We start from the raw sequence: 24,996 nt of genomic DNA, 5'->3' as shown, positions 1-24,996 counted from the left end.
CTCAACGTTGCGACACCCAGCGCGTGAAGCGCTGCAGCAGCTCTTCCTCGTGGTCGACCCAGAAGGCGGTGTCGAGCAGCAGCGCGTTGCGCAGGTTCTGCGGCGAGGTCGGCAGCAGCGGGCGCAGCCCCTCGGGCATCGCGGCAGCGGCGCGGGTGCTGGTCACGCCGTAGGGAATGGCCTGCGCGAAGGCGACCTGACGCTGCGCGTCGAACATCGAGTCGAGCAGCGCGTAGGCCTGCTGGCGGTGCGGGCTGCCCTTCACGATGGTCCAGTAATCCATGCTGTAGAGCTGGCCGTCCCAGCTGAAGCGGAACTGCTTGCCCTGCTGGTTGGCCGAGGCGATGCGTCCGCTGTAGGCGGCGGTGGCGGCCAGCGTGCCGCTCTCGAGCCATTCGAGCGGCTGGGCGCCCGATTCCCACCAGACGATGGAAGGCCGCAACTGCTCGAGCTTGGCGAAGGCGCGGTCCTGGCCGGCCCTGGTGGCGAGCACCTTGTAGACATCGGCGGCGGGCACGCCGTCCGCGAGCAGCGCGATCTCCAGCGTCATGCGCGGCTGCTTGCGCAGGCCGCGCTTGCCGGGCCAGCGCCGGGTGTCCCAGAACTCGGCCCAGGTGCGCGGCCCGTTGTCGCCGAACTTGCGGCCGTCGTAGGCCAGCACCTTCGACCAGACGAAGGCGCCCACGCCGCACCTGGCGAAGGCCGCGGGGTTGATGTCCTGCGCCTTCGCGAACTGCTTGCGGTCGATGGGCTCGAGCAGGCCCTGCTCGCAGGCCGAGGCCATCTCGTTCTCGTCCATCTGCACCAGGTCCCAGGTCACGTTGCCGGTCTCGACCATGGCCTTCTGCCGCGCATAGCCGCCGGGGTAGCTGTCCTCGACCAGCGCGATGCCGCCCTGCTTCCTGAACGGCTCGAAGTAGGCGCTGCGAAACGCTTCCTGCAAGGCGCCGCCGAAGCCGACGACCGTGAGATCGGCCGCCATCGACGCGGTGGCGGCAGCGGCCAGCGCGAGCAGCGCGGCGAGTTTGGAAATGCCTGCGCGACAGCGGGAGCGCGCGGATACGACTGTCATGGACGACCTTCTGGACAGTGGGTGGGAAATCGGACTTTGCAGGTCCCGATCGGTGATGTAGGATATATCCTATATGTTGATTTCGAGCGAGACAAGTCTTTTTTCGCCCGACCCGTTGATGGAAAACCCGATGGAGGACGCAGGCCCGGCACGACGCTCCCGAACCCCACGCCCGCCCGCGGCGCATGCCCATGCGCGCGGGCTTCTTTCACCCTCTTAGCCACGCAACCGATATGCCATTCCCGTCCGAATCACCGCCCGCCCCGTCCGCCGACGAACTGAAACGCCTGCGCGAGAAGGCCCGCTTCATCCGCCTCGAAACGATCCGGCTGATCGAGATCGCCAAGGTCGGCCACTACAGCTCGGTGTTCTCCGCCGCCGAGCTGTTCGCCTCGCTCTACTACGACGTGATGGACATCCGCGCCAACGAGCCCCGCTGGCCCGATCGCGACCGCTTCCTCATGGGCAAGGGCCATGCGGCCGTGGGCCTGTTCCCGATCCTCGCGGAGTACGGCTACATCGACCGCGCCACGCTCGACGGCTACACCCGCCTGGGCAATCCGCTGGGCGACCACCCCGACATGCGCAAGGTGCCGGGCATCGACTTCAGCTCGGGCTCGATCGGCCATGCGCTGTCGGCCGGTGCCGGCATGGCCTTCGGCGGGCGCATCGCGAAGCGCGGCTTCGACACCTTCGTGATGCTCGGCGACGGCGAGATGCAGGAGGGCCAGGTCTGGGAGGCGGCGATGTTCGCGGCCCACTACCGGCTCTCGAAGCTCATCGCCATCGTCGACCGCAACGGCTTCCAGCTCGACGGTCGCGTCGACGACGTGATCGGCATCGAGGGGCTGGCCGACAAGTGGCGCGCCTTCGGCTGGGAGACGCACGAGGTCGACGGGCACGACCTCTCGGCCCTCACGCAACTGCTGCGCCGCCTCAAGCAGGACGCGCGGCGCGAGCGGCCGGCCTGCGTGATCGCCCACACGGTGAAGGGCAAGGGCGTGTCGTACATGGAGACCGAGCCCGGCTGGCACCTGGGCTACCTGTCGCCCGACGACGCCGCGCGCGCGATCGAAGAAATCATGCAAACCGAAATCTGACCACGAGGCCCACCCGATGTCCCAACCCCTTTCCCCCGAAAGCTGGCAGTACCGCTCGCTCAACGCCACCACGCCCGGATTGAGCATGCTCTCGGACGCCCTGATCGAACTCGCCGAGGCCGGCCATCCGGTCGTGGCCGGCTCGGCCGACCTGCAGTATTCGAACGGCCTCAACAAGTTCGCGGCTGCCTTTCCCGAGCGCTACATCCAGTTCGGCATCTCGGAACAGAACATGGTGTCGGCCGCGGCCGGCCTCGCGACCACGGGCCAGATGCCCTTCGTGGCGACCTTTGCTTCCTTCCTCGGCCTGCTGTGCTGCGAGCAGATCCGCATGGACGTGGCCTACAGCGCGCTGCCGGTGCGGCTGATCGGCCACCACACGGGCATTTCGCTCGGCTTCTACGGCACCTCGCACCATGCGACCGAGGACATCGGCACGATGCGCTCGATCGCCGGGCTCACGATCATCTCGCCCGCGGACGGCCACCAGCTGAAGGCCGCGATCAAGGCTTCGGTCGACTGGCCCGAGCCGATCTATTTCCGGATCGGGCGCGGCCGCGATCCGGAGATCTATGCGAGCGGCATCGATTTCCGCATCGGCAAAGCGATCGCGCACGGCCAGGGCACCGATCTCACGATCATGGCCTGCGGCATGCCGGTCCACTCCGCGCTCGAGGCGGCCAAGGCGCTGCGCGCCGAGGGGCTGTCGGTCGGCGTGCTCGACATGGCCACGGTGAAGCCGCTGGACCGCGCGGCGGTGCTCGAGGCGGCCGGCCGGTCGAAGCTCTTGATGACGGTGGAAGAGCACAACGTGCTCGGTGGCCTCGGTGCCGCGGTGGCGGAGGTGCTGTCGGATGTCGGCGGGTCGGTGCGGCTCGTGCGGCACGGCATCCACGACGAGTACAGCCTGATCGCGCCGCCCACGCACCTGTACCGCCACTACCTGCTGGATGCCGAGGGCGTGGCCCATGTCGCGCGGCGCGCGATCGCGGGCGAGACGGTTCGGCCCGGCGCTGTGCCTGCCTGAATCAGGCGGTGCCGTCCGGCGACCGAGCGCGCTCGATCGCCGCCTGCACGATGGCTCGCGCCCACGCGGGCGTGGCGGCCAGCGCCGCGGTGTCCTCGGGCGCCGGATGCGTGACCCGGCCACCGATGACTTCGAGCACCAGCACGGGATCGTCGATCTCCTCGCCCGGCGCAGCCTCGGCGCTGTTGTCGAACACCTGCAGCCGCGCGAGATTCGGCAGCAGCCGGATCAGGTTGGCACGCGAGGCGGTCCAGCGCTCGCGGATCTTCGCTTCGGGGATGTCGTGGCCGCCGCGCAGCACGCGTGCGCGCACGCGGCGCAGATGCAGCTCGGGCGAGGCCAGGCCGCAGAAGATCATCGAGACGTCATGGCTGCGCGCGGCGCGCGCCAGCAGGTCGGGGATGGTGCGGGCGCCGAGCGTGGTCTCGAAGGCGAAGTTGCGGCCGCTCTCGATGGCGGCCTCGAGCCGCGCGCGGCCGTGTTCCCAGGCTCGGCCGTTGGCATCGGCGATGTCGATGCCCAGCGCGGCCACCAGCTCGCGCGCGAAGCGGTCGGGGTTGTACCAGTCAAGGCCGTGCTCGGCCAGCATCGCGCCGCCGACCGAGCTCTTGCCGGCGCCATTGACGCCGGCCAGCACGAAGATGAACGGCCGCCGTGCCGCGGCGGCGCCCATCAGAAGCTTTCGCCGGCCCGCGGACGCTGGCGCTGCTTGCCGCGCGCTTCGAACAGGCTGTCGAGCTTGCCAGCGCTGTCCTCTTGTTGCAGCACCGCCAGCCGCGCGTCGAAGCGCGCGCCGAGTTCCTCGAGCACGTTGGCCTCGCGCGAGCGCAGGGCCTGCAGGTCGGTGGTCAGTTGCTCGTAGGTGGCCGCGTCGAGCAGCACCATCTCGACATTGGCGTGGTGGGTGATTGCCACGCTGCCCGACTGGCGCACCTGACGCACGACCTCGCCCCAGCGGTTCTTGACCTGCGAAGCGTTCTGACGCGGCAATTGATCGAGCGGGGGCCAGAGGGCAGCCATGGACTTCTCCGAGGGAGGAATCTGGCCATTTTAGCCCTATTGGCTATTTTTGACCGATGAGGCTGTTTTCCGCGCCAAGTCCGTTGCCGCTCAGTTCTGCGAGGAGGCCTCCTTGGTCTTGCCGAGACCGCGCAGGTTCATGACGGCCAGGCAGACCTGGAGCGCGATCAGCGCCCAGGCGCTCGAATACACGCCCCAGATGCCCCACAGCACATTGCTCGCGAGGAAGACCCAGAACCCCGCGTTGCGCCTGTCCTTCGCATTCGATGCCACCAGCCAGGAGGCGCCCACCGAGGCAACGAAGGCGGGCCACTGCAGCCAGGAGATCCAGTCCATGCGCTTCAGTTGGCGGGAGGTGGCGGACCCGCGGCCGCCGAGCGGCTCTCGATCCACGCCAGGCACTGCTCGCGCAAGAGGTCGATCGATGCCAGCGTATTGCACTGCGGCTCGAAGATCGGCAGTTCGCAATGGCGCTCGCCCTGGCGATGGATCTGCGCGGTGCCCGAGAAGGTGGCGCGCGCGGGCACCGGTGCGAGGCTGTAGTGGAATTCCCAGTCCTGATGCCGCTCCGAATGCGACAGCGCATCGCGCCCGGTGCCGCCCGATGCGGGCGCCTTCGGCTGTTTCCGGAGAAAGAACGGATGGAGGGACGGAGGCAGAGGCATCGAGGACATGTCGCGTGACACAGGAACAGGCTGGCTGGAATCGGAACACCCGGTATCACCCGGGAACTGCCGACGAGCGTAGTCAGCGGCCCTCGACGCGCCTGTCGGAAAAGATGCCGACACACGCAAGCCGGTGGCCCGCCGATCGCCGGATGCGACTCGCGAAAGCCCGGACTGGTTCCGCGCAAACACCTCGCTAGAGGCCCGCGTGCGATTCCCGCGCATTGAGCGCCACCCAATCGGCCGAACGAACACCGGGGCGATAGACGCTCGTTCTCCACTTGGCCATCAAGCCCGCGAAATCCTCCTGGTTCCTTCCCTGGCGCAGCAGGGCCATGGCTTCGGAACGCTCGTAGTGATGGACCGGGATCACATTGAGCAGGGGCGTCCCGAGCAGTCGCGAGAGCCTTTGCTTGCGCTGCGACAGCGGTTCGCCGGTGACGTCCGCGCCCTGCGCCATTAACAGATCGAAGACGAAATAGAACACGGGCCGGGCACCGCGATACCACCCGCGCCGCCTCGCGCGCTCGCTCAGTCCTTCGCCGTCGCAGCGGCCCTTGTCGTCGAGCACGCAGGCCACCCCATCGAGGATGCAGGGGCCTTCCTTCAACTGGGCCAGACTCTCCACCACCTCGGGAAACCAACCCGTCGCGTCCGACCCATCGCGCGTCTGCAGTTGCACCTTGCCCGAGCGCGTGGGCGTTCGCGTCTGCGCCAGGAGGCGGCAGCCACTCAATCGCTGCTCGTAGACCCAGCCCTCCTCGCGCAGATCGATGGGGCGCGAGGCGGCCAGCATGGGTGACAGGGTGTTCAGGCTCAGCATGCAGCGGAAATTGCCGTGTGCCGGGCCCCTGACCTGTCAGCGGGGGCCTCGGCAGCCCACGGCGATTCTTGAAAACGGCTGCCCGATAAGTTGCCAACCGAAAACAGTGGGTCCAACCATCGGATCGCGGCAATTCGGAAATACAGGTCGCGAAAGCGCTCGCGCCGGATGTCTTGTTGCTGCAGGATTCCATCCCTATAAATAAACTAACGGCCGTAATTGGATTTCAGGGAGCTAAATTGCTCATCAAGTCCAAGGCCGTTCCTCAAAACCCAAACGCAGGCCGTTAGCGTATTTCCATGGTCACGCCTTCCCTCTTCGATACCGACCCCGTCGGCACCCCCCATGAATCGGCTTTCGAGGAATGGCTTGCGGCGCGCAGCGCCGCGGGCACCCTGCGAGAGGCCTCGTCGATGGCGGTCTACCGCGACATGTGGAACGGCTTCACCTCGTGGTGCCTGGGCCAGTCGCCGCGGGTGACGCTGGAGTCCCTCTCACCCGCCGACCTCGACGCCTTCAAGGCCGCGCGCTACGGCATCAAGAGCAGCGACCTGTCGCTCTCGCCGCGCCATGCGCTGCGGCTGGTGCGCCTGATCGACCATGTGCTGCGCCATCGCTGCGCCATGCACGACCTGCCGCCCAGCACGGCGGCGGCCGACTGGCTGCTGGCCCATCCCGAGATCCGCTATGCCGAAGCGGCCAGTGCCGATCCACCGCCCGAGTTCCTGTCGGCGTCCGAGGCCAAGCACCTGATCCTGTTTCTCTCGCGCGCGCGCCCGCGCCCGGGCGCTTCGTCGGAAGGCCGCGGCCAGCCGCTGACCTGGCAGCAGTTGCGCAACCACGCGGCCGTCGGATTGCAGCTCGGTGCCGGCCTCGCCCCGGGCGACGTGCGCGCGCTGGCGCTCGACGCACCCACCATCGCGGGCGGCCGCGTGGCCGACCGCCCTTGGAAGATCGCCGTGCCCGGCAACGGCAACCTGCCGCCGCGCGAAACGCCGATCGCGCCCTGGGCCGCCGAACTGCTCAAGCACTGGCTGCAGGTCCGCGCCGAACTGGGCATCCCGGGCGAGCAGCTCTTTCCCTCGACGCGTACCGGCAAGCCCTGGGGCAAGGAATCGCAATACCGCTGCGCCCGCGAGTTACTCGCGCAGGCCGGGCTCGACAGCGCAGAAGGCGGTTCGTTCCGCTTGCGGCACACCTTCGCGCTGCGCCAGCTTCGCCGCGGCACGTCGGTGGAACAGGTCGCGCGCTGGCTCGGCCTCGAGGTCGAGGCGATGAACAAGTACACGCGGGTGCTGATCGCCCCGGCCGACGTGGTCTGAGCCGGCGCGTCAGTGCCCGCCGCGGCCCGAGCGCGCAGCCTGCCGCGCCGCCTGCGGGCTCAGCCCGAAGTGCCGCTTGAACGCGGTGCTGAAGTTCGCGGCATGGCCGTAACCCACGTCGAGCGCGATCTCGGTCACGCTCTGGCGCCCTTGTTCGAGCAGGACCCTGGCCCGTGCCAGTCGCGCCTTCGTCACGTACTCGAACAACGAGCTGCCGTGCGCCCGCCGAAAACCGCGCGCGAGACCGCTCTCGCTGAATCCGAACCGGCGCGCCAGCCCGCGCAGGTCGAACACCTCGCCGAGGTGCGCGTCGATGTGGTCCTTGAGCGGCGCCAGCCGCTCGCGCGCCGCGGCCGTGGCGCCATCGACCGGTGCATCGCCGAAACCGCGCGTCAGGAAACCATGCAGCAGCTCGAAGGCCTTGGCCTCGGCATAGAGCCCTCGAAAGCGATCGCCCGATCCATCGTCGAGCAGCGCATCGGCGATCCCGTGCTGCGCCGTGCTCAGCGGAAAACGCAGCAGCTCGAAACGATCGGGCCGCGCCTGCATGAAGGCGCCGAAGGGCCCGTCCAGCGGCAGCTCGAGCAGCCCCAGTTCCTCCGACAGGAAATCGCGCGAACAGCACAGCGTGACCGAGCGCTCGCGCACCTCGCTCGCGAAGAACTCCTCCTTGGCCGCCCCGGGCGGCTGCAGCAGGGTGCTCACGCTCATCGCGCTCACCGTCTCCGCGCCCATGCGGCCAGGCTGGCCGACCCGGCTCTCGCCCTCGAGGCGAAAATGCAGCTTGATGAAGTCGCCGCTGCGGTAGACCTCGCGGCTCTCTTCCAGGTGCGTGACATGGCCCAGCGACAGATAGAAGCCGGGCCGGAAACACAGGAACTCGCGCCGCCCGCGCGCCGCGCCGGTCGGCGTCACCGTCAGGCCCTGGGTGCGGCCCCAGCGGCGGGTCGAGGCGAGGCGATAGGCGGAAGGCAGGCTGAACGGCGTGTCCATCGCTTGAGTCCGTGGGCGGGTTCGAAGAGGCGCCGAGGATACTCCCGCACCCGAGTTTTCCTGCAGGCGGAACAAAGCTTTCCGCCGGGGGCGCTTCATTGCGCGCGATGGAACACCTAGATTCGCTGGCACCGTGCGCACCCCGCGCTTCAACCAGCCGGCACCCAAGTCCGGCGCACCGGAGACCACCATGCCGACCGCGATCCGTCCCTTCTTCTTCCAACGCGCCGCCTGGACGCTGGTCCTCGGCCTCGCCACCTTCGTCTGCGCCCAGGCGCAGGACAAGTACCCGAGCAAGCCGATCCGCGTGGTGGTGCCGTTTCCCGCCGGCACCGCACCCGACGTGATGGCGCGCTACTGGGGCGACCGCATCTCCAAGCAGCTGCAGCAGCCCGTGGTGATCGACAACCGCGCCGGCGCCTCCACCATCGTCGGCACGCAGGCCGTCACCACCGCGCCCGCCGACGGCTACACCTTGCTCTACACCGCGAGCGGCACGCTCACCATCAACCCCTTCGTCTACAAGAAGCTGCCCTACCAGCCGCAGGACCTGGTGCCGGTGACGCGCATGCTGTCGATCCCGCTGGTGGTCTCGGTGCCGGTGCAGTCGCCCTACAAGACGCTCGCCGACCTGATCAAGGACGCGAAGGCCCGCCCCGGCGAGGTCAGCTACGCCTCGTACGGCGTGGGCACGGTGCCGCACATGTCGATGGCCTACTTCGCCAACAGCGCCGGCCTCGCGCTCAACCACGTGCCCTACCGCGACGGCGGCCTGACCGACGTGCTCGGCGGCCGCGTCAGCACCGCGTTCTCGCCCATTGCCGACGTGCTGCCCTACATCAAGGCCGGCAAGGTCCGGCCGCTGGCCGTGTCGAGCACGCACCGGCTCGAGTCGCTGCCGCAGGTGCCGACCGTGGCCGAGGCCTTCCCGGGCTTCGAGGGCGACTCGTGGCATGGCGTGTTCGCGGTCAAGGGCACGCCGCAGCCCATCGTCGACCTGCTTGCCAGCCTGTCGCGCCGCATCGCCGAATCCGACGAATACCGGCGCTACCTCGGCGAGTTCGGGCTGATCCCCGTCGGCGGCTCTCCAGCGGACTTCACCCAATTGGTCGGCACCGAGTCGAAGCGCTGGGTCAAGGTCGTCAAGGACAACAACATCACGCTCGAGTGAGCCCGCTCATCCCTTCCCCGTTCCAACGCTCCAAGGATTCCGAATGACAACCCGCGACATCGTCGCCCTCTGCGGCAGCCTGCGCGCCGCCTCCGTGAACCGCCACGTGGTCCAGCTCGCGCGCGAGGTCCTGCCCGAGGGCGCCTCCCTCACCCTGCTCGAATGGCGCGAGGTGCCGGTCTTCGATGCCGACGACTACGCGCGCGGCCTGCCGGCGCCTGTGGCCGCGCTGCGCGAGCGCATCCGCGCCGCCGACGGCGTGCTGATCGCCACGCCCGAGTACAACTTCAGCATTCCCGGCGGGCTCAAGAACCTCATCGACTGGCTCAGCCGCGGCGAGGACCAGCCCTTCAACGCCAAGCCGGTGGCGATCGTCAGCGCCGCGCCCGGCCCGCTGGGCGGCGCGCGCGTGCAGTACGAGCTGCGCAAGGTCATGCTCTTCCTCAACGCCATGCCGCTGGTCAAGCCCGAGGTCTTCATCGGCCACGCGCCCACCAAGTTCGATGCCGAGAGCGGCCGCTGCACCGACGACACCACGCGCAAGTTCGTCACCGACCAGATGGCGGCCTTCGTGCGCTGGATCGACGCGGTCGAACGAATGCGCGGCTAGGGCCGGCGATGGCGCGCGGAGGGCCGGACCGATTGCCTACTCCATTCCGCGCCTCGCCGCATCATTCCATCGTATCCCCCGTCCCCCCACGGAGGTCGTTTGGAAAGGTCATCGGATGCTCGTAGAGTGGACCCGCTTTCAACCCACGACGAGAGGACGCCCCATGAGCAACCCATCCGATCCCCAGAACAAGACCCCCCTGACCACCGCCTTCGGCGCGCCCGTGGTCGACAACCAGAACAGCCTCACGGCCGGCCCGCGCGGCCCGCTGCTGATGCAGGACGTCTGGCTGATCGAGAAGCTCGCCAACCTCAACCGCGAGATCATTCCCGAGCGCCGCATGCACGCCAAGGGCTCCGGCGCCTTCGGCACCTTCACCGTCACGCACGACATCACCAAGTACACGCGCGCCAAGCTGTTCAGCGCCGTCGGCAAGAAGACCGAGATGTTCGCGCGCTTCACCACCGTGGCCGGCGAACGCGGCGCGGCCGATGCCGAGCGCGACATCCGCGGCTTCGCGCTGAAGTTCTATACCGAGGAAGGCAACTGGGACCTGGTGGGCAACAACACACCCGTGTTCTTCCTGCGCGATCCGCGCAAGTTCCCCGACCTCAACAAGGCCGTGAAGCGCGATCCCAAGACCAACATGCGCAGCGCCACCAACAACTGGGACTTCTGGACCTCGCTGCCCGAGGCGCTGCACCAGGTCACCATCGTGATGAGCGACCGCGGCATTCCCTCCAGCTACCGCCACATGCACGGCTTCGGCTCGCACACCTACAGCTTCGTCAACACGGCCAACGAGCGCTTCTGGGTCAAGTTCCACTTCAAGACGCAGCAGGGCATCAAGAACCTCACCGACGCCGAAGCCTCCGCGCTCGTCGGCGGCGACCGCGAGAGCCACCAGCGCGACCTGTTCGATTCGATCGGTCGCGGCGACTTCCCCAAGTGGACCCTCTACGTGCAGGTCATGCCCGAGGCCGATGCAGAGAAGGTGCCCTACCACCCCTTCGACCTCACCAAGGTCTGGCCCAAGAAGGACTATCCGCTGATCGAGGTCGGCGTGATGGAGCTCAACCGCAACCCCGAGAACTTCTTCGCCGACGTCGAGCAGAGCGCCTTCGCGCCCAACAACCTCGTGCCCGGCATCAGCGTGTCGCCCGACAAGATGCTGCAGGCGCGCCTGTTCGCGTATTCCGACGCGCAGCGCTACCGCCTCGGCGTCAACCACCACCAGATCCCGGTCAACGCCGCGCGCTGCCCGGTGCATAGCAATCACCGCGACGGCACCATGCGCGTGGACGGCAACTACGGCGGCACCCTGCACTACGAGCCCAACAGCTTCGGCCAATGGCAGGAACAGCCCGACTACCGCGAGCCGCCGCTCAAGCTGCGCGGCGACGCCGACTTCTGGAATTTTCGCGAGGACGACGCCGACTACTACAAGCAGCCCGGCGACCTGTTCCGCCTGATGAAGCCCGAGCAGCAGCAGGCGCTGTTCGACAACACGGCACGCGCGATGGGCGATGCGCCGGAGTTCATCAAGCGGCGGCACATCGACAACTGCAGCAAGGCCGATCCGGCGTATGGGGCGGGGGTGGCGAAGGCGTTGGGGCTCTGATATTGGCGGGTGCGGGTCGGGCTATGGGCCCGACCCGTATCTCGTTTCAGACAAATTTCGAATTTTGTCTACGATGAGATACACATATGCCCGCCGCAGCCCCTCCCATCGCTCCCACGTCCGACCATCGCCTCACGGCGTTCGGCCGGCGCATCCATGAGCGCCGCAAGGCGTTGAAGATCAGCGCTACCACAGCGGCAGAGGCCGCGGGCATCTCTCGCATGACGCTGCACCGCATCGAACGCGGCGAGCCCTCGGTCACCATGGGTGCCTACATGAATGCCATCGCGGCGCTGGGGCTCGACGTCGATGTGATCGCATCGACGCGGGCCGCGGCTCCCGTGCCCGTCCCCGGCGGCATACGAGTCGCCGACTATCCGCAGTTGCGACGTCTTGGCTGGCAATTGGCGCCCGACACCGAACTTACGCCCGAGGAGGCTTGGGGCACTTACGAACGCAACTGGCGCCATGTCGATGCGTCGGCGCTCGATGCACGGGAGCGGGCGCTGCTGAAAAAGCTGGCTCGTGCGCTGTGCAAGAAGCCATGGCTCGTTTGAGTGTTTCGCTTTGCTGCGCCATCAACGCGGCAAAGGCACTCTCGTCGCGGACCAAAAAAACAAGAGAACCAAGGACCAGTCATAGAGGCTTCAATCGACGTAGCTCAGCCTCAAACCACCGCATAGGCCCGTCCCGCCAACGCCCTCGCCAACACCTCCGCCGGATCCACCAATCGCGCCCCCGCATGCCCCGGCACACCATGCAGCGCCAGCGGTATCTCCGTACAAGCCAGCAGCAGGCTGTCGCACCCATGCCGCTCGACCATCCGCCGCGCCACCTCGGAAAACAGCCGCGTCGCGAGCCCGAGATCCCCGGCCTTCACGCCATCGCGAATGCCGCGCATGACCTGCTCTCTCTCCGGCTCCGTCGGCAGATGGCAGGCGATGCCGCGCTGCGCCAACGCCGCCTGGTAGAAGCCCAGGCTGTAGGTGCCCTGGGTCGCGAGCAGGCACACCGCTTCGATACGTTGGGCCGCGAGGTACTTCGCCGTCTCGTCAACGATGTGCAGCAGCTCCACGTCGGGATGCGAGCGCTGCAGCTTCGCGTGCCACGCATGCGCGGTGTTGCACGCGATCGCGATGCTCGCGACGCCGTGGCTGCGCAGGCCCTCGATGCCGCTCGTCATTCCTTCGAAGGGCGAAGGGCCGTCTTCGAGCAGCGCCAGGGTGCGGTCGGGCACCGGCAGCTGCGCGAGCCAGTGTTCGGGAAAGGCCTGGTCGGACACGGGACTGCCGCTGGCCCGCAGCCGCGCCTCGCAGGCGCCGACGAAGAGCCGCAAAAAATCCGCGCCGGCCGCGGGTCCCATGCCGCCCAGGATGCCGACCTTGCGGGTGCCGGGCATGCGAATCCCTTTGCTCAATAGTCCGAGGGATTCGACGAATCCGTCGGCTTCGCGATCACCTTGGCCAGTGCATCGCTCATCGGGAAATGCAGGTTCACGCCGCGCGGCGGAATCGGCGACTGGAACCACTTGTCGTAGAGCGCCTTGATCTCGCCGCTGGCGAACAGCCGCGCGATGGCCTTGTCGGCCACGGCCTTGAACTCGGGCTCGCCGCGGGGCAGCATGACCGCGTAGGGATCGCGGCTCAGGGTGTCGGTGCTCAAGGCGAAATCGGCCGGATTGAGCGAGAACGAGATCTGCCCGACCAGGTTGATGTCGTCCTCGAAGAAGGCATCGGCACGGCCCGAGGTGAAGGTCAGCATGCTGTCCGAGAAATCCTTCGCCTGGATCAGGTTGAGGTTCAGGCTTTCCTTGCGGTCGATGCCGCGCAGGCGCATCACGGTGTTCGACCCCGTGGTCGCCACGACGGTCTTGCCCTTGAGGTCCTGCAGCGTGGCGAGCTTGTCGGCCTTGCGCGAAACGAACTTGGTGCCCACCACGAAGTAGGTGGTGCTGAAGCTCACCAGCGCCTGCCGCTCGGGGTTGTTGACCGTCGTGCCGCACTCGAGGTCGATGGTGCCGTTCTGGATCAGCGGGATGCGGTTCTGCGAGGTCACGGCCTGGCGCTTCACCACGAGGTCCGGGCTGCCGATGGCGGTCTTGATGTCCTCGACGATTCTTTGGCAGATGTCCTGCGCATAGCCGATGGGCTGCCCGTTGCCGCCGAGGTAGGAGAACGGGATCGAGGACTCGCGGTAGGCCACGGTGATGCTGTTGCGCTCCTTGATGGTTTTGAGGCGGCCGGTCAGTTCGGCGGCGTTCGCGCCCAGGCTGGCGATTGCGAGGGCGGCGAGGGCGAAGTGCGGGAGACGGGATTTCATGTGAGGTACGGGGTGACGTTCAGAGCAGGTAATCGGAGTCGGTCTTGAGCAGGCGGCGCTTGATGCTCGCGAGATGCTGGACCGCGCTCTCGTTGCCGCCGCTGCGCATCTGCGCATAGGTGGTCGCGGCCAGTGCCGGTGGCACGGGACTGAGCTTGCGGCCGGTGGACTCGGCCAGCACCTGCACCTCGCAGGCGCGCTCGAGGTAGTACAGGTCGTTCCAGGCCTCGGCGATGGTCGCGCCGACCACCATCACGCCGTGGTTGCGCATGAACACCACGTCGGCATCGCCGATCGCGGCCGCGATGCGGTCGCCTTCCATCGCATCGAGCGCGAGGCCGTTGAAGTCGTCGACTGCCGTGCGTCCGTAGAACTTGAGCGCGGTCTGCCCGGCCCATTGCAGCGGCTGTCCCTCGACCATCGCGAGGCTGGTCGCGTACGGCATGTGCGTGTGGAACGCGACACGGGCGCGCGGCAGGCTCCTGTGCACCCGCGCATGGATGTAGTACGCGGTGATCTCGGGCGGCCGGTCGCCCTTGAGCACGCGGCCGTCGAAGTCGCAGATGATCAGGTCGGAAGCGCGAATCTCCTCGAAGGCCAGTCCGAAGGGATTGACGATGAAGCAGTGGTCGAAGCCCGGCACCACCGCCGAGAAGTGGTTGCAGATGCCCTCTTCCATGCCGAGCCTCGCAGCCATGCGAAAGCAGGCGGCGAGGTCGACGCAGGCCTGCCGCACCTCGGGCGTGTCGAACAGGCCTGGATCGATCTCGTGTCGTGCGGTGTCGTCCACCGCCAATGAATGCGCCATAGGTTCCCGATGCCGGTTGTTGCCATCGACTTCCGGCGTGCGCCATGATCGGCGGCCCCGTCTGTCTTCCATGCATCGAAGTCTCCGATCCGGGGCCCGGGAGCGTCAAATCAGAATTTGACGCAACGCGATAAGGTCTTCTAATGGCCCCCCTATGAAACTCAAGCACATCGAGGTCTTCAACGCGATCATGCTGTCGGGCAGCGTGAGTGCCGCGGCGCGCATCCTCAACGTCACGCAGCCCGCGGTGACGCAGACGCTCAAGCATGCGGAGCAGCAGCTCGGCTATGCGCTGTTCGTGCGCGACAAGGGCGGCATGAAGCCGACGCCCGAAGCTCGGCAGCTCCATCTGCGGGCGCAGAAGATCTTCGAGCAGGTCGACGAACTGCGGCGCCTCGCGCAATCGCTGCGGCCCGACCACCTGGCGCAGTTCCGCGTCGCGATCGTGCCCTCGCTGTCCACCACCTGCCTGTCGCGCGCGCTCGCGTCGTTCAAGGCCCGCCATCCGCGTAGCGCGGTCTCGATCAAGATCCTCCATTCCGATGAGATCGCGCGCTCGGTGGCGCTGCGCGAATGCGACCTGGGCATCGCCTATGGCGAGATCGATGCGCCTCCGGTCGATGCCGAGGTGGTGGGCACGGGCCACCTGGTGTGGGTCGAGCGCCGCGAAGCCGGGGCGAAAAAACGCCCCGACATTGCGGACATGCCGATCGCCGAGATCGCGGCGCGCGACTTCATCGGCATCGACAAGGACGACCTCGTCGGCAAGGCCCTGCTGGGCCTGCTGTCGGAGAGCGCGGTGTTCGCGGGCACGCGGCTCTCGGCGCAGACCTACCAGTCCGCGCTGTTGCTCACGCTCGATGGCTTCGGGCCCTGCGTGATCGACTCCTTCACCGCGGGCTTTACGCGCGATGAATCGCTGTCGGTGCGCAGCGTCTCGCCGCGCATCCCGGTGACGGTGTCGGCGCTGTCGGTCGCGGAAGGCCGCAGGCGCGCCGACTTCGACGACCTGCTGCAGGCCTTCCGCGCTTCGCTGGCGCAGGTCGACGATGCGTAGAACGCCGAGGCTTCAGGCCTCGCCCAACCAGCGCAGCGCGTTCGCGATCACCTGCCGCGACTGGTCGACCAGGCTGCGCTGCCACGCGGGCTCGCCCGGATAGAAGAAGCGCAGCAGCTCGCGCCGCGTGTCCGACAGCTGCGCGCGGCCGATGCCCGCCGCCCATTCGCGCTGGTCGCGCACCAGCAGGTCGAGCATGCGCTGCGGCCGCGCGGTGCCGAACTCGAGCACGGCGGCCGTCACGCGCGCCTGCGGCAGCGCGCGTTCGTAGCCCGGCGTGCTGTGGCCCGTGACCGGCGCGAAATCCTCGGGCGCGCCGCTCTCGTGCACCGCCACCACCCATTCGCCGAACGCCGCGCGCATGCGCGCCAGCGCCTCGCCCTGCTGCAGCGCGACCAGCGAGCCGTAGCCGTAGGGGCCGAGCCCCGTGTGGTAGTCGACCAGGCAGACTTCGCGCGCCAATGCGCCATGGCGGCGCAGCACGGCCTCGATGGTCAGGCGCGACCAGGTGGGTGCCTGGCCACCGAAACCCATGCCCTGCGCGAAGCTGTACTGCCCGGCCATCAGCGCGTTGTAGAGCGCCTCGCTGCCATGGCTGCGCGCGAAGTCCGCGAGCACCGCATCGCCCGCGGCCACGGCCGAGGCATCGCCGGGATCGAGCGCGATCGCCGCATGCAGCGGCGCGTACTTGTGCGAGGGCGGCGCCTGCGCGTGGTCGATGAAGTTGCGGCAGAGGTCGACGTTGTCCTCGGTGTAGCGCCGCAGCCAGGAGGCGCCCCAGGGATTGATCGCATGCACCAGCACCACCGCGGTGTCGGGCGGCAGGTCGTCGGCCGACTGCGTCAGCAGCCAGTCGATCTGGCAGCCCGAGCCCGCGAACAGCTCCACGCCATGCACGCCCGAGGTCAGCACCAGCACGCGCTGCGCGTCGGCCGGGCCGATGCGCACCACGTCGGTGGCGAGCGCCTCGCCCTGCGCGCCCGCGAGCGGATGGCCATGCACCTCGGGTGCGAGACCGCGCAGCGCGCAGGCGGCGAGGAACTTGCGGCGCGCCGTCGCGTAGTCGGCGCTGAACAGCGTGTCGGTCGGGATCATCGGCGCTGCGCTCATCAATCGATCTGGAAGCCGGATTCCCGGATGATCGGCTGCCACAGCGCGAGTTCGCCACGCACCGCCTCGCGCAACTGCTGCGGATTGCCGGCCGCGGGATCGAAGCCCACGTTGGCCAGGCCCGCGGTGGTGGACCGCAGCGCCGCGATCTCGGCCACGGCCGCGCTGACGCGATCGACCAGCGCCTGCGAGGTGCCGGGTGGCGCGAAAAGCCCGACCCAGCTCGAGCTGCCGAGCGCGCCGAAGCCGAGCTCGCCGAAGGTCGGCACCTCGGGCACGCTGGCCGCGCGGCGCGGGCCGGTCACGGCCAGCATGCGGATCTTGCCCGCGCGGTGCGCGCCCAGGAAACCGCCGAGCGCATCGACGGCGGCCGGAATCTGGTTGCCCATCAGGTCGGCCAGCAGCGGCGCGCCGCCCTTGTAGGGCACGGGCAGCAGCTCGATGCCCTCCTTCTTGCCGACCACGTAGCCCACGAAGTGCGGCGAGCTGCCGGCGGCGGGCACGCCGAAGCTGCGCGCCTCCTGCTTCGCGCGCGCCAGCGCGAGGTACTCCTGCAGCGTCTTCGCGGGCTGCGCCGCGCTGACCGCGAGCGCCACCTCGAAGGTCGCGAGCCGCGCCACCGGTGCGAAGTCCTTCACCGGGTCGTACTTCACCGAGCGCGAGGTCAGCGGCAGGGTCGAGAACATGTGGCTGTTGCCCAGCAGCAGCGCGCTGCCGTCGGGCGGCAGTGCGCGGAACTGCTCGGCCGCGATCTGGCCGCCCGCGCCGGGACGGTTGTCCACCACCACGGTGGCGCCCAGGCGCTTCTGCAGCTCCTCGGCATAGAGGCGCGCCACCGCGTCGGCCGTGCCGCCCGCGGGATAGCCCACCACGAGGCGGATTGTGCGTCCGGCCGTGGCGGACGGCTGTGCCGCGGCCAGGGGCGGCAAGGCAGCGACGATCACGCCGGCGGGCAGCAGGGGCAGGAAGGCGCGACGCTTCATCGGGACATCTCCGAAAGACAAGGAACGGACGGCAACGAGCGGCTGGCGGGCGCGACGCGCGCCCACCGGCCACGGAACAACGAACGCAACGAAGAGGAAAAGCCGGCGCTCAGGCCTCGAGCAACTGCTCGCCGCGCGCGAGCTGGCGCGCGTAGGTCTCGGCATCGAGGTTCGCGCCGCAGACGATCAGCCCGGTGCGCTGGCCGCGCAGTTCTTCGCGCAGCGGCCCGAGCAGCGCGGCCAGTGCCGTCGCACCCGCCGGTTCCACCGCCAGCTTGGCGTCGCGGAACATCACGGCCATCGCGCGGCAGATCTCGTCGTCGCTCACGGTCACGATGCGCTCCATGTGGCGGCGGCAGAGCCCGTAGGCCATCGGCGTGGTCATCGGCGGCGCCAGGCTGTCGGCGATGGTCGAGAGCTTCTCCATGCGCTGCGGCGAGCCGGCCTCGAAGCTGCGCCGCATCACGTCGGCGCCCTCGGGCTCGATGCCGATCACGCGGCAGCCGGGCATCAGCTTGCGGATCGCCGTGGCCACGCCGCTGCCCAGGCCGCCGCCGCCCACGGCGACCAGCACCGTGTCGAGGCCCGGCACCTGCTCTGCGAACTCGAGCCCCACGGTGGCGGTGCCCAGCGAGGTGCCCTCGCCCTCGAAGGGATGGATGAAGCTGCGGCCCTCGTCGCGCACCAGTGCTTCGGCCATCGCGAAGCCGGTGGCGCCGTCGGGCGCGATCAGCAGCTCGGCGCCGTAGGCGCGCGCCATCGCCACGCGCGCCGGGTTGGCCGAGGCCTGCACCACGATCTTCGCGGAGACGCCGGCCTCGCGCGCCGCGAAGGCCGCGGCCACCGCGTGGTTGCCGGCGCTCATCGCGGTGATGCCGCGCGCCTTCTGCTCGGGCGAAAGCCGGCGCGCCACGTTGAGCGCGCCGCGCGCCTTGAAGGTGCCGGTGCGCTGGAACAGCTCGAGCTTCATGTGCACGTCGGCGCGGCCGAGCAGGCGCTCGACCGTGGGTCCGTGCAGCGGCGCGACCGGCGTGCGCAGCAGTGCCTGCGCATTGGCGCGCGCGGTCTCGCGGATGGCCTCGAGGTCGAGGTCGGGCAGCTCGGAGGCGGCGGGGGATACGGTGCTCATGGCGTCAGGCTCCAGGTGCGCGGTGGGCGCGGCGTGCATGCGCGATGGCTTCGATCTCGACCAGCGCGCCCGGCACCATCAGGTCTGCGCGCACCGTCGAGCGCGCGGGCGCGGGGCCCGCGGCGGGGTCGAAGCATTCGGCATAGCTGCGGTTGAATTCGGCGAAGTCCTCCACGCGCGAGAGCCACACGGTGGTCTTCGCGACATCGGCGAGCCCCAGGCCCTCGGTCGCGAGGATCTCGCCGATGCGACCGAGGCAGCGCCGCGTCTGCTCGCCGACCGTGTCGCCCTCGATGCGCCACTGGGCGTCGAAGGCCATCTGGCCGCTGACGAAGACGAGCTCGCCCTCGCGGCGCGAGGGGGAGAAGAACGGTGGGGCCACAGCGGGCGTCGGGTCGGTCTGCATGCGGGGCAGTCTATAGACGGCCGCGCGGCGCGTCTTTTGCGCGACGGGCAAAAACTTATGCGCGAGCGACGCCGCGCATGAGGACTTTCCCTCAGCCCGCCGCCAGCAGCGCGCGCACGTCCGCGGTGAATTCGCTCGCGCTCTGCGCATGGCGCATCACCACGCGCATGCGGCCCTTGCGGTCGATCAGGTAGGTGAAGGCCGAATGGTCCATGGTGTAGGAGGTGCGCGTGGGCACCTTCTCGTAGAACACCTTGAACTCCTTCGCGGTCGCCTCGGTCTGCGCGAGGTCGCCGCGCAGGCCGAGGAAGCTCGGGTCGAAGGCGGCCGTGTAGGCGCGCATCACCTCGGGCGTGTCGCGCTCCGGGTCGACAGTGACGAAGATCACCTGCAGGTCGTCGCCGGCCGCGCCCAGCTGCTGCTTGACCTCCGCCGCGCGCGTCAGCGCGGTCGGGCAGATGTCGGGGCACTGGGTGAAGCCGAAGAAGATCATCACCACCTTGCCCTTGAAGTCGGCCAGCGTGCGGCGCTTGCCGTCGGGATCGGCGAGCGCGAAGTCGCGGCCGTAGTTGGCGCCAGTGATGTCGGTGCCGGTGAAGCTCGGCTTCGGCTCGGATTCGCCGCAGGCGGCCAGCGCGGCCCACAGGGGCAGCGTGGCTGTGCCCAGCAGCAGGCGGCGGCGGGTCGTCGGGAGTACGCGGGTCATGGATGTTCCTTCGAGGGAGTGAATGGGGGAATGCGCCGGGCCGCCGGCTTCGGTGCCAGCTTGCGGCCCAGCCGGCGCCAGCCGATCACCACGCCCGTGAGGCTCAGCGCCGCGCCGCCGAGGCTCAGCAGCACCATCGCCAGGTCCCACAGCGGACGGCGTTCGAGCAGCGGGCGCCAGTCCCAGCTGTGCAGCATCGCGAACAGCCAGCGGCTGGCGCGGCGATGGCTGTCGCTGCGGTTCAGCAAGGCGCCGGTGCGCGGATCGACGTGGGCCCAGGTACCGGCCTCGTCCGCGAACACCACGCGCCAGATGGGCAGCGGCTTGTCGCCGCCGCCGGTCATGGTGTGCGGCTCGCGCGTGTAGTAGTGGCTGTCGTAGGCGTTCAGCACCTCGATGCGCGCGACCGGCGCGCTCGAGAGCCTCGCGACCGCGGCCTTCAACGCATCGGCATCCAGCGCCGTGGGCGCGGCGCTCGCGGCATCGAGCACCGTGGGGCGCAGCGCGGTGCCGCGCGCGAGCACGAGATCGCGTCCCGCGGTGCGGGTCCAGTGCAGCTCGCGCACCGTGCCGCCCGCGGCCGCGATCAGCGCCTGGGGCGATGCGGCGCCGGCCGGCGGCCCGAGCGGCCCGCCATTCATCGCCTCGGTGCGCAGCGCGGGCGCGCCGCTGTCGAACACGCGCCAGGGGTTCATCGACATCAGGCCGCTGAAGATCCAGGTCAGCGTGACGGCCGCGAACAGCAGGCCCGTGATGTGATGCCAGCGCATCATGAAGCCGCGGTACGGCGAGCGCGAGCCGCTGCGGTAGCGGCCCGCGAAGCGCCAGCGCAGGAGACCGACGGCCGTGCCCATCAGCGTGACCGCGATGCCCAGGATCGAGAGCCAGTTGACGATGTCGGCCCAGTACGGATCGAGCGCGCCGCCGCGCAACGGATACAGCCAATGGATCCACGCACCCGCGTAGTTCCACAGCCGCTCGGCGCGCGGCGCATCGCGCACCACCTCGCCGGTGCGGCCCGAGACATAGAGCCGCGTGTGCGCGGCATCGACCAGCGCCACCTGGTGCAGCGGCCGGTGCGCATCGAGTGCGCGCGAATGGGTGAAGGCGTCCTCGTCGAGCGTGCCCTCGTACACCAGGCCCACGCCCGGCCCGGCGAAGGCCGCGGCACTGCCCATCGCGAGTTCGCGGTCGACATGGCGCAGCGGCGTGCCGGTGGCCGCGTCGATCACGATGCTGCCCTTGCCGTCCGCCGGCTGCGCGAGGTACACGGTGCGACCGCCGCTCGCAACGGCCAGGCGCAGCTCCTTGAGCGGCCCCGCGATACCCGCCGCGTCGAGCGCCTCGTGCGGCCCGAGCAGCACGGCATCGGCGGCCAGCGGCGGCAGGTGCTGCAGCCGCTCCGACTCGGTGAGCTTGGGATAGCCCACGTACATCATCACCACGCCCGAGACGAACCACATCGCGAAGAAGGCGCACACCACGATGCCGAGCCAGCGGTGCAGCAGGAACAGCCAGCGCTTGAAATGGGCCATCGACCAGCCCTCCTCAGAACGCGACATGCAGGCTGAGGTCGCCGGTGCGCGGCGCGCCCAGGTAGGCGAAGGTGCTGCCGAGGTTGGCCGCATAGATGCGGTCGGTGGCATTGCGCACGCGGCCCACCAGCGTGACCGAGCGGTTGATCTTCCATGACAGGCCCAGGTCGACCAGCGTGTACGAAGGCCAGCGCGCGCTGTTGGCCGCGTCGGCGTAGGTCTTGCCCACGTGGCGCAGCCCCACGCTGGCCTGCAGCGTGGGCGTGATCGCGTACGACACCCAGAGGTTGGCCACCACGGCCGGGGTGTTGGTCGGCGTGCGGCCCGCGAGTGACACGCCGTTCTGCACGAAGTTGTCGTACTTCGCGTCGACATGGCTCAGGTTGCCCTGCAGCGACCACTGCGGCGTGGGCTGCAGGCCCACTGCGATCTCCACGCCCTTCGACGACTGCTCGCCCACGAGCACGGTCAGCGCGCTGTTGTTCGGGTCCTGCGTGGCGATGTTCTTGCGCGAGAGGCGGTAGGCCGCCACGGTTGCCGTGCCCTTGCCCTGCCAGAAGTCGAGCTTGGCGCCGACCTCGGCCTGCCGACCGGTCGTGAGCTCGCTGTTGTTCATCACGTCGGCGAACGAGGCGGTCGACAGCACGCCCGAGGGCGGGTCGGCCGCGGTCGCGTACTGCGCATAGAGATTCGCGCCGGGCGCGAAGTCCCACACCAGGCCGACGCGGCCCGTGGTCGGGTTGTAGTTGCGCCGGTAGCTGGCCGGCGCGGCGGCGGTGATGGCGCGCCGGTTCGTCAGCTCGAGCTCGATGCGATCGTGGCGCAGCGCGCTCACGAGGTGCAGCGAGGGCGCGAGCGCCGTGCGGTTCTCGATCGACAGCGCGGTGGTCGTCACCTTGTTGTCGCGGTCGGGATTGAAGCCCGGCCGCATGCCCGGCACCGCGAAGAAAGGTTCGGTGGCGAAGAGGTACGGATTCACCGTGCTCACGGTGGCCGGCAGGCTGTTCGGAAAGCGCGTCTGCTTGTTGACGCTGAAGTCCAGCCCGAAGGACCAGTCGCTGCGCAGGCCCGCGAGCTGCCCCTTGTAGAGGCCCTCGATGCGGTCGCCCACCACCTCCTGGTCATGGCGCTGCAGCAGGGCACCCGAGCGGATCACGGCCGTGTTGCTCGCGTTGAAGCGGTAACTCTCGACGTTGCGGTAGTCGCGCAGCGCGTCGTAGGCATAGAAGGTGTTCTTCAGCTGCAGCGCCCCGGACACGCGCCAGTCCGCAATGGAACGCAGCCACTGCACGCGCTGCGCGTAGATGCCGTCGGCGCTGTTGTAGTTCCTGAAGCGCGTGGCCGGGTCCACGCGCAGACTGCCAACCACGGGATTGAGCAGCGGCGTGCCCCAGTACGGGCGGTCCACCCACTCGTCCTGGTATTCGTAGGCCAGCGTGTGCGTGACGCCGCCGCCGAAGTCCGACAGCAGCGAAGCCGCGAGCTGCGTGGCGCGCGTGCGCGTGCCGTCGGTCCAGCCGTCGGCGTCCTTGCGGTTGAGGTCGATGCGCGCGTAGTGGCTGCCCGCGCCGCCGTCGCCCGCGATGCGGCGGTTGAGCCCGATCGAGGCCTCCTTGAGCTGCTGCGTGCCCAGACGCAGCCGGGCCTCGGTGAGGTCGCCGGGCTCGGCGAGCCTGCTGATGTAGTTGATCGAGCCGCCGACCGCGCCCGCGCCGAACAGGAAGCTCGAGGGCCCGCCGATGACCTCGACGCGGTCGTAGATCCAGCTGTCGACCGGCCGCGCGGCGATCGAGTACTGCACGTTGATGCCGTTGAACATCTGGCTCAGTGAGCCGGCGCCGAAGCCGCGGTAGCTCACGCCGATGTTGCCGGGCGCGTTGTGCGCGGTGATGCCGGGCACCGCGCGCAGGATCTCCTGCGTGTCCTGCGCGCCGCGCGCCTCGATGGTGGCGCGGTCGACCACGCTGACCGAGGCCGGCGTCTCGCGCGGCGTCAGGCCCAGGCGGCTGCCGGTGTCGGAGGGCGTGTCGAGGTTGAGACGCCCGTTGGGCGCGGGCGCGGCTGGCGGGTCGACCTCGATCGCTTGCAGCGTGGTCTGGACCTGGGCCTGCGCGAACGGCGCGGCGAAGGCGCCGAGCGCGAAGCAGGACAGCGCACGCGCGCGCAGGCGCTCGGCACCACGGCCGTGGGAAATGGCAATGAAAGGCACGGGATCTCTCTTCTCGCAGCGCATGGCTGCGCTGACGGCGCGGCGGCGCGTGGCCGCGCATGCCGTCGACGAACGATGGGCGCCGCGCGCGGACCGGCGCGCCCGCGAGGCGACGCCTGGGTCCGTCGCGCGACGGATTCAGCGGTTCAGGCGAAGAGGAAGGAAGGAGGCCCGCGCGCCGGCAGCGGCGCGGCGGTGGCCGCGGCGATGCGCGCGGCGGGGATCGAACGCAGGGCGTAGGACAGCGGTGCCGGCATCGGCACCTCGACCTGCGCGATCGCTGGCGGCAGGCCGCCGATCACGCACAACGGGCAGTCCATGCCCATGCTGCCCATCGGCACCGCGCCATCCTCGGTCTGCACGACCATCGTGACGTGGCCCGAGGCCGAGCACACGATGTCGATCTGCTGAGGCTTGACGATCGGCGAGGCGACCGCGACGGACAGGGACAGCACGAACCACGCCAGCACGAGGCGATGCAGGGTCGAGAGTTTTCGAAGGGCGTGCACGGGTGCCATTATCGCGACGAATCATGGATCGCGAAGCAACAGCCCGTGCTTCCTCTGTGGCTAGTCGATGGCGATGCTCGCCTTCTGCTGCTCGATGATCTCCACGATCAGCTGGCCGGTGTGCATGACGTGCTCCATCACCATCGCCTTCGCGCCCTGCGCATCGCCGGCCAGGCACAGGCGCAGCAGCTTCTTGTGCTCGGCCTCGGAGCGATCGACGTTGGTCTTCGACTTCCACGGTAGGTAGAGATAGCGCCCGAGGTTGAGCCGCGCGGACTCGACCGACTGCAACAGCAGCGGCCGGTCGGCCTTGGCATAGAGGCTCGCGTGGAACTCGTGGTTGAGGCGGAACACCTCCTCGACCTGCCTGGCCTTGCCGAGCTCGTCCAGCAGCCCGGTGGCGCGCGCGATGTCGGCGCGCGAGAGATGCGGCACGGCCAGCTCGATGAGCCGCCCTTCGAGCAGCCAGCGCAGCTCGATCAGCTCGACCGCCTCGCGCGCGCTCAGGAAGGCCACCGAGGTGCCCTTGTTGAGCCGGGCCGTGGCCAGCCCCGCGGCGACGAGCCGCGAGAGCGCCTCGCGCACCGGCACATGGCTGACGCCGAAGCGCGCCGCGATGTGGTCCTGCTTCAGCGGCGCGCCGGGTTCGAGCACGGCCATCGCTATCTCGGAGCGGAGCGTCTCGTAGACCGACCCCGCGGCCACTTGCGAGCTGCTTTCCTTCATGTTGCGCCTTTTCTCAAAGTATATATACTTTCTTTACTTTATATATAATCATGCGCCGGGCCGGACTTCCGCGTC

At 69.1% G+C, this 24,996-nt stretch carries 27 protein-coding genes; 8 read left to right on the top strand and 19 right to left on the bottom strand.

What is annotated here, in order from left to right:
- Position 1: 1 nt before the first annotated feature.
- Positions 2–1,072: an ABC transporter substrate-binding protein gene (locus tag ACEN9J_RS31970; RefSeq protein ID WP_413765280.1), complete on the bottom strand. Its 1,071-nt coding sequence runs from the start codon at positions 1,070–1,072 to the stop codon at positions 2–4.
- 233 nt (positions 1,073–1,305) lie between these two features.
- Here ACEN9J_RS31970 and ACEN9J_RS31965 point away from each other — a divergent pair, with 233 nt between their 5' ends.
- Together ACEN9J_RS31965 and ACEN9J_RS31960 are read left to right on the top strand one after the other, a co-directional pair.
- Entirely contained in the window at positions 1,306–2,172 is an 867-nt protein-coding gene (locus tag ACEN9J_RS31965) for a transketolase (protein WP_261214579.1), read from the top strand.
- A 16-nt stretch (positions 2,173–2,188) separates the two neighbouring features.
- On the top strand, positions 2,189–3,199 hold the full coding sequence (locus ACEN9J_RS31960) for a transketolase family protein (RefSeq protein ID WP_261214581.1): 1,011 nt from the start codon (positions 2,189–2,191) through the stop codon (positions 3,197–3,199).
- A gap of 1 nt (position 3,200) precedes the next feature.
- Here ACEN9J_RS31960 and ACEN9J_RS31955 read toward each other — a convergent pair whose 3' ends face one another.
- The 5 genes from ACEN9J_RS31955 to ACEN9J_RS31935 all read right to left on the bottom strand — a co-directional run bounded on the left by ACEN9J_RS31955 (position 3,201) and on the right by ACEN9J_RS31935 (position 5,707).
- The gene (locus ACEN9J_RS31955) at positions 3,201–3,872 is read right to left on the bottom strand and encodes an AAA family ATPase (protein ID WP_261214582.1); all 672 of its coding nucleotides are present in this window, start codon (positions 3,870–3,872) and stop codon (positions 3,201–3,203) included.
- Positions 3,872–4,219, bottom strand: coding sequence for a type II toxin-antitoxin system Phd/YefM family antitoxin (locus tag ACEN9J_RS31950; protein WP_261214584.1), 348 nt, complete (start codon positions 4,217–4,219; stop codon positions 3,872–3,874). The genes ACEN9J_RS31955 and ACEN9J_RS31950 overlap by 1 nt, the downstream gene beginning before the upstream one ends.
- A 90-nt stretch (positions 4,220–4,309) precedes the next feature.
- Entirely contained in the window at positions 4,310–4,555 is a 246-nt protein-coding gene (locus ACEN9J_RS31945) for a hypothetical protein (RefSeq protein WP_261214585.1), read from the bottom strand.
- Between the two features lie 5 nt (positions 4,556–4,560).
- The gene (locus ACEN9J_RS31940; protein ID WP_261214587.1) at positions 4,561–4,884 is read right to left on the bottom strand and encodes a hypothetical protein; all 324 of its coding nucleotides are present in this window, start codon (positions 4,882–4,884) and stop codon (positions 4,561–4,563) included.
- A gap of 196 nt (positions 4,885–5,080) precedes the next feature.
- Positions 5,081–5,707, bottom strand: a complete 627-nt coding sequence (locus ACEN9J_RS31935) for a hypothetical protein (RefSeq protein ID WP_057590071.1) — start codon at positions 5,705–5,707, stop codon at positions 5,081–5,083.
- Positions 5,708–6,006: 299 nt separating this feature from the next.
- Between ACEN9J_RS31935 and ACEN9J_RS31930 the strand changes: the two genes are divergently transcribed.
- Positions 6,007–7,029, top strand: a complete 1,023-nt coding sequence (locus ACEN9J_RS31930) for a tyrosine-type recombinase/integrase (protein ID WP_057590072.1) — start codon at positions 6,007–6,009, stop codon at positions 7,027–7,029.
- A 9-nt stretch (positions 7,030–7,038) separates the two neighbouring features.
- On the opposite strand, the gene ACEN9J_RS31925 is transcribed toward ACEN9J_RS31930, so the two are convergent.
- A complete protein-coding gene (locus ACEN9J_RS31925) occupies positions 7,039–8,022 on the bottom strand; it encodes a helix-turn-helix domain-containing protein (protein WP_413765279.1) in 984 nt (327 codons plus the stop codon).
- 190 nt (positions 8,023–8,212) lie between these two features.
- Here ACEN9J_RS31925 and ACEN9J_RS31920 point away from each other — a divergent pair, with 190 nt between their 5' ends.
- The 4 genes from ACEN9J_RS31920 to ACEN9J_RS31905 all read left to right on the top strand — a co-directional run bounded on the left by ACEN9J_RS31920 (position 8,213) and on the right by ACEN9J_RS31905 (position 11,981).
- Positions 8,213–9,193 carry a Bug family tripartite tricarboxylate transporter substrate binding protein gene (locus ACEN9J_RS31920; RefSeq protein ID WP_413765278.1) on the top strand — a complete coding sequence of 327 codons (981 nt, stop codon included), beginning with the start codon at positions 8,213–8,215 and terminating at the stop codon, positions 9,191–9,193.
- Positions 9,194–9,236: 43 nt separating this feature from the next.
- Positions 9,237–9,803 carry an NADPH-dependent FMN reductase gene (locus tag ACEN9J_RS31915; protein WP_057590074.1) on the top strand — a complete coding sequence of 189 codons (567 nt, stop codon included), beginning with the start codon at positions 9,237–9,239 and terminating at the stop codon, positions 9,801–9,803.
- A gap of 163 nt (positions 9,804–9,966) precedes the next feature.
- On the top strand, positions 9,967–11,424 hold the full coding sequence (locus ACEN9J_RS31910; protein ID WP_057590075.1) for a catalase: 1,458 nt from the start codon (positions 9,967–9,969) through the stop codon (positions 11,422–11,424).
- Positions 11,425–11,510: 86 nt separating this feature from the next.
- Positions 11,511–11,981: a helix-turn-helix domain-containing protein gene (locus ACEN9J_RS31905; RefSeq protein WP_413765277.1), complete on the top strand. Its 471-nt coding sequence runs from the start codon at positions 11,511–11,513 to the stop codon at positions 11,979–11,981.
- Positions 11,982–12,091: 110 nt separating this feature from the next.
- Here the strand turns inward: ACEN9J_RS31905 and ACEN9J_RS31900 are convergent, their stop codons facing one another.
- The 3 genes from ACEN9J_RS31900 to ACEN9J_RS31890 are packed head-to-tail and all read right to left on the bottom strand — an operon-like array spanning position 12,092 to position 14,551.
- Positions 12,092–12,823, bottom strand: coding sequence for an aspartate/glutamate racemase family protein (locus tag ACEN9J_RS31900; RefSeq protein WP_057590077.1), 732 nt, complete (start codon positions 12,821–12,823; stop codon positions 12,092–12,094).
- 14 nt (positions 12,824–12,837) lie between these two features.
- The gene (locus tag ACEN9J_RS31895) at positions 12,838–13,743 is read right to left on the bottom strand and encodes an amino acid ABC transporter substrate-binding protein (protein WP_413765276.1); all 906 of its coding nucleotides are present in this window, start codon (positions 13,741–13,743) and stop codon (positions 12,838–12,840) included.
- 19 nt (positions 13,744–13,762) lie between these two features.
- Positions 13,763–14,551: an aldolase gene (locus ACEN9J_RS31890; RefSeq protein WP_057590079.1), complete on the bottom strand. Its 789-nt coding sequence runs from the start codon at positions 14,549–14,551 to the stop codon at positions 13,763–13,765.
- Positions 14,552–14,705: 154 nt separating this feature from the next.
- On the opposite strand from ACEN9J_RS31890, the gene ACEN9J_RS31885 reads away from it, so the two are divergent.
- Positions 14,706–15,608: a LysR family transcriptional regulator gene (locus ACEN9J_RS31885; protein WP_413765275.1), complete on the top strand. Its 903-nt coding sequence runs from the start codon at positions 14,706–14,708 to the stop codon at positions 15,606–15,608.
- Positions 15,609–15,620: 12 nt separating this feature from the next.
- Here ACEN9J_RS31885 and ACEN9J_RS31880 read toward each other — a convergent pair whose 3' ends face one another.
- The 9 genes from ACEN9J_RS31880 to ACEN9J_RS31840 form a co-directional block, all read right to left on the bottom strand.
- Positions 15,621–16,718: a M14 family metallopeptidase gene (locus tag ACEN9J_RS31880; protein ID WP_413765274.1), complete on the bottom strand. Its 1,098-nt coding sequence runs from the start codon at positions 16,716–16,718 to the stop codon at positions 15,621–15,623.
- Complete coding sequence (locus tag ACEN9J_RS31875) at positions 16,718–17,701, bottom strand: tripartite tricarboxylate transporter substrate-binding protein (RefSeq protein ID WP_413765273.1); 984 nt, start codon at positions 17,699–17,701, stop codon at positions 16,718–16,720. The genes ACEN9J_RS31880 and ACEN9J_RS31875 overlap by 1 nt, the downstream gene beginning before the upstream one ends.
- 109 nt (positions 17,702–17,810) lie before the next feature.
- On the bottom strand, positions 17,811–18,830 hold the full coding sequence (locus ACEN9J_RS31870) for a pyridoxal-phosphate dependent enzyme (protein WP_413765272.1): 1,020 nt from the start codon (positions 18,828–18,830) through the stop codon (positions 17,811–17,813).
- Positions 18,831–18,834: 4 nt separating this feature from the next.
- Positions 18,835–19,236: a RidA family protein gene (locus ACEN9J_RS31865; RefSeq protein WP_064262181.1), complete on the bottom strand. Its 402-nt coding sequence runs from the start codon at positions 19,234–19,236 to the stop codon at positions 18,835–18,837.
- A gap of 91 nt (positions 19,237–19,327) precedes the next feature.
- Complete coding sequence (locus ACEN9J_RS31860; RefSeq protein WP_057590083.1) at positions 19,328–19,942, bottom strand: SCO family protein; 615 nt, start codon at positions 19,940–19,942, stop codon at positions 19,328–19,330.
- A complete protein-coding gene (locus ACEN9J_RS31855) occupies positions 19,939–21,477 on the bottom strand; it encodes a PepSY domain-containing protein (RefSeq protein ID WP_261214609.1) in 1,539 nt (512 codons plus the stop codon). Before ACEN9J_RS31855 ends, ACEN9J_RS31860 begins: the two co-directional genes overlap by 4 nt.
- A 13-nt stretch (positions 21,478–21,490) precedes the next feature.
- Entirely contained in the window at positions 21,491–23,677 is a 2,187-nt protein-coding gene (locus ACEN9J_RS31850) for a TonB-dependent receptor (protein ID WP_413765694.1), read from the bottom strand.
- 155 nt (positions 23,678–23,832) lie between these two features.
- Positions 23,833–24,195: a DUF2946 family protein gene (locus ACEN9J_RS31845; RefSeq protein ID WP_082321667.1), complete on the bottom strand. Its 363-nt coding sequence runs from the start codon at positions 24,193–24,195 to the stop codon at positions 23,833–23,835.
- A 60-nt stretch (positions 24,196–24,255) separates the two neighbouring features.
- Complete coding sequence (locus ACEN9J_RS31840; RefSeq protein ID WP_057590087.1) at positions 24,256–24,921, bottom strand: GntR family transcriptional regulator; 666 nt, start codon at positions 24,919–24,921, stop codon at positions 24,256–24,258.
- Positions 24,922–24,996 lie beyond the last annotated feature (75 nt).

The sequence above is a fragment of the Variovorax sp. Varisp41 genome (genome assembly GCF_047325085.1).
Taxonomy (GTDB): Bacteria; Pseudomonadota; Gammaproteobacteria; order Burkholderiales; family Burkholderiaceae_C; genus Variovorax.
Note: the sequence above shows the minus strand (reverse complement) of the source record. Positions and strands in the feature narration are given on the sequence as shown.

Coding starts and splice junctions, on each gene's coding strand:
- ACEN9J_RS31970 (WP_413765280.1), bottom strand. CDS start 1,072: ATGACAGTCGTATCCGCGCGCTCCCGCTGTCGCGCAGGCATTTCCAAA.
- ACEN9J_RS31965 (WP_261214579.1), top strand. CDS start 1,306: ATGCCATTCCCGTCCGAATCACCGCCCGCCCCGTCCGCCGACGAACTG.
- ACEN9J_RS31960 (WP_261214581.1), top strand. CDS start 2,189: ATGTCCCAACCCCTTTCCCCCGAAAGCTGGCAGTACCGCTCGCTCAAC.
- ACEN9J_RS31955 (WP_261214582.1), bottom strand. CDS start 3,872: ATGGGCGCCGCCGCGGCACGGCGGCCGTTCATCTTCGTGCTGGCCGGC.
- ACEN9J_RS31950 (WP_261214584.1), bottom strand. CDS start 4,219: ATGGCTGCCCTCTGGCCCCCGCTCGATCAATTGCCGCGTCAGAACGCT.
- ACEN9J_RS31945 (WP_261214585.1), bottom strand. CDS start 4,555: ATGGACTGGATCTCCTGGCTGCAGTGGCCCGCCTTCGTTGCCTCGGTG.
- ACEN9J_RS31940 (WP_261214587.1), bottom strand. CDS start 4,884: ATGCCTCTGCCTCCGTCCCTCCATCCGTTCTTTCTCCGGAAACAGCCG.
- ACEN9J_RS31935 (WP_057590071.1), bottom strand. CDS start 5,707: ATGCTGAGCCTGAACACCCTGTCACCCATGCTGGCCGCCTCGCGCCCC.
- ACEN9J_RS31930 (WP_057590072.1), top strand. CDS start 6,007: ATGGTCACGCCTTCCCTCTTCGATACCGACCCCGTCGGCACCCCCCAT.
- ACEN9J_RS31925 (WP_413765279.1), bottom strand. CDS start 8,022: ATGGACACGCCGTTCAGCCTGCCTTCCGCCTATCGCCTCGCCTCGACC.
- ACEN9J_RS31920 (WP_413765278.1), top strand. CDS start 8,213: ATGCCGACCGCGATCCGTCCCTTCTTCTTCCAACGCGCCGCCTGGACG.
- ACEN9J_RS31915 (WP_057590074.1), top strand. CDS start 9,237: ATGACAACCCGCGACATCGTCGCCCTCTGCGGCAGCCTGCGCGCCGCC.
- ACEN9J_RS31910 (WP_057590075.1), top strand. CDS start 9,967: ATGAGCAACCCATCCGATCCCCAGAACAAGACCCCCCTGACCACCGCC.
- ACEN9J_RS31905 (WP_413765277.1), top strand. CDS start 11,511: ATGCCCGCCGCAGCCCCTCCCATCGCTCCCACGTCCGACCATCGCCTC.
- ACEN9J_RS31900 (WP_057590077.1), bottom strand. CDS start 12,823: ATGCCCGGCACCCGCAAGGTCGGCATCCTGGGCGGCATGGGACCCGCG.
- ACEN9J_RS31895 (WP_413765276.1), bottom strand. CDS start 13,743: ATGAAATCCCGTCTCCCGCACTTCGCCCTCGCCGCCCTCGCAATCGCC.
- ACEN9J_RS31890 (WP_057590079.1), bottom strand. CDS start 14,551: ATGGCGCATTCATTGGCGGTGGACGACACCGCACGACACGAGATCGAT.
- ACEN9J_RS31885 (WP_413765275.1), top strand. CDS start 14,706: ATGAAACTCAAGCACATCGAGGTCTTCAACGCGATCATGCTGTCGGGC.
- ACEN9J_RS31880 (WP_413765274.1), bottom strand. CDS start 16,718: ATGAGCGCAGCGCCGATGATCCCGACCGACACGCTGTTCAGCGCCGAC.
- ACEN9J_RS31875 (WP_413765273.1), bottom strand. CDS start 17,701: ATGAAGCGTCGCGCCTTCCTGCCCCTGCTGCCCGCCGGCGTGATCGTC.
- ACEN9J_RS31870 (WP_413765272.1), bottom strand. CDS start 18,830: ATGAGCACCGTATCCCCCGCCGCCTCCGAGCTGCCCGACCTCGACCTC.
- ACEN9J_RS31865 (WP_064262181.1), bottom strand. CDS start 19,236: ATGCAGACCGACCCGACGCCCGCTGTGGCCCCACCGTTCTTCTCCCCC.
- ACEN9J_RS31860 (WP_057590083.1), bottom strand. CDS start 19,942: ATGACCCGCGTACTCCCGACGACCCGCCGCCGCCTGCTGCTGGGCACA.
- ACEN9J_RS31855 (WP_261214609.1), bottom strand. CDS start 21,477: ATGGCCCATTTCAAGCGCTGGCTGTTCCTGCTGCACCGCTGGCTCGGC.
- ACEN9J_RS31840 (WP_057590087.1), bottom strand. CDS start 24,921: ATGAAGGAAAGCAGCTCGCAAGTGGCCGCGGGGTCGGTCTACGAGACG.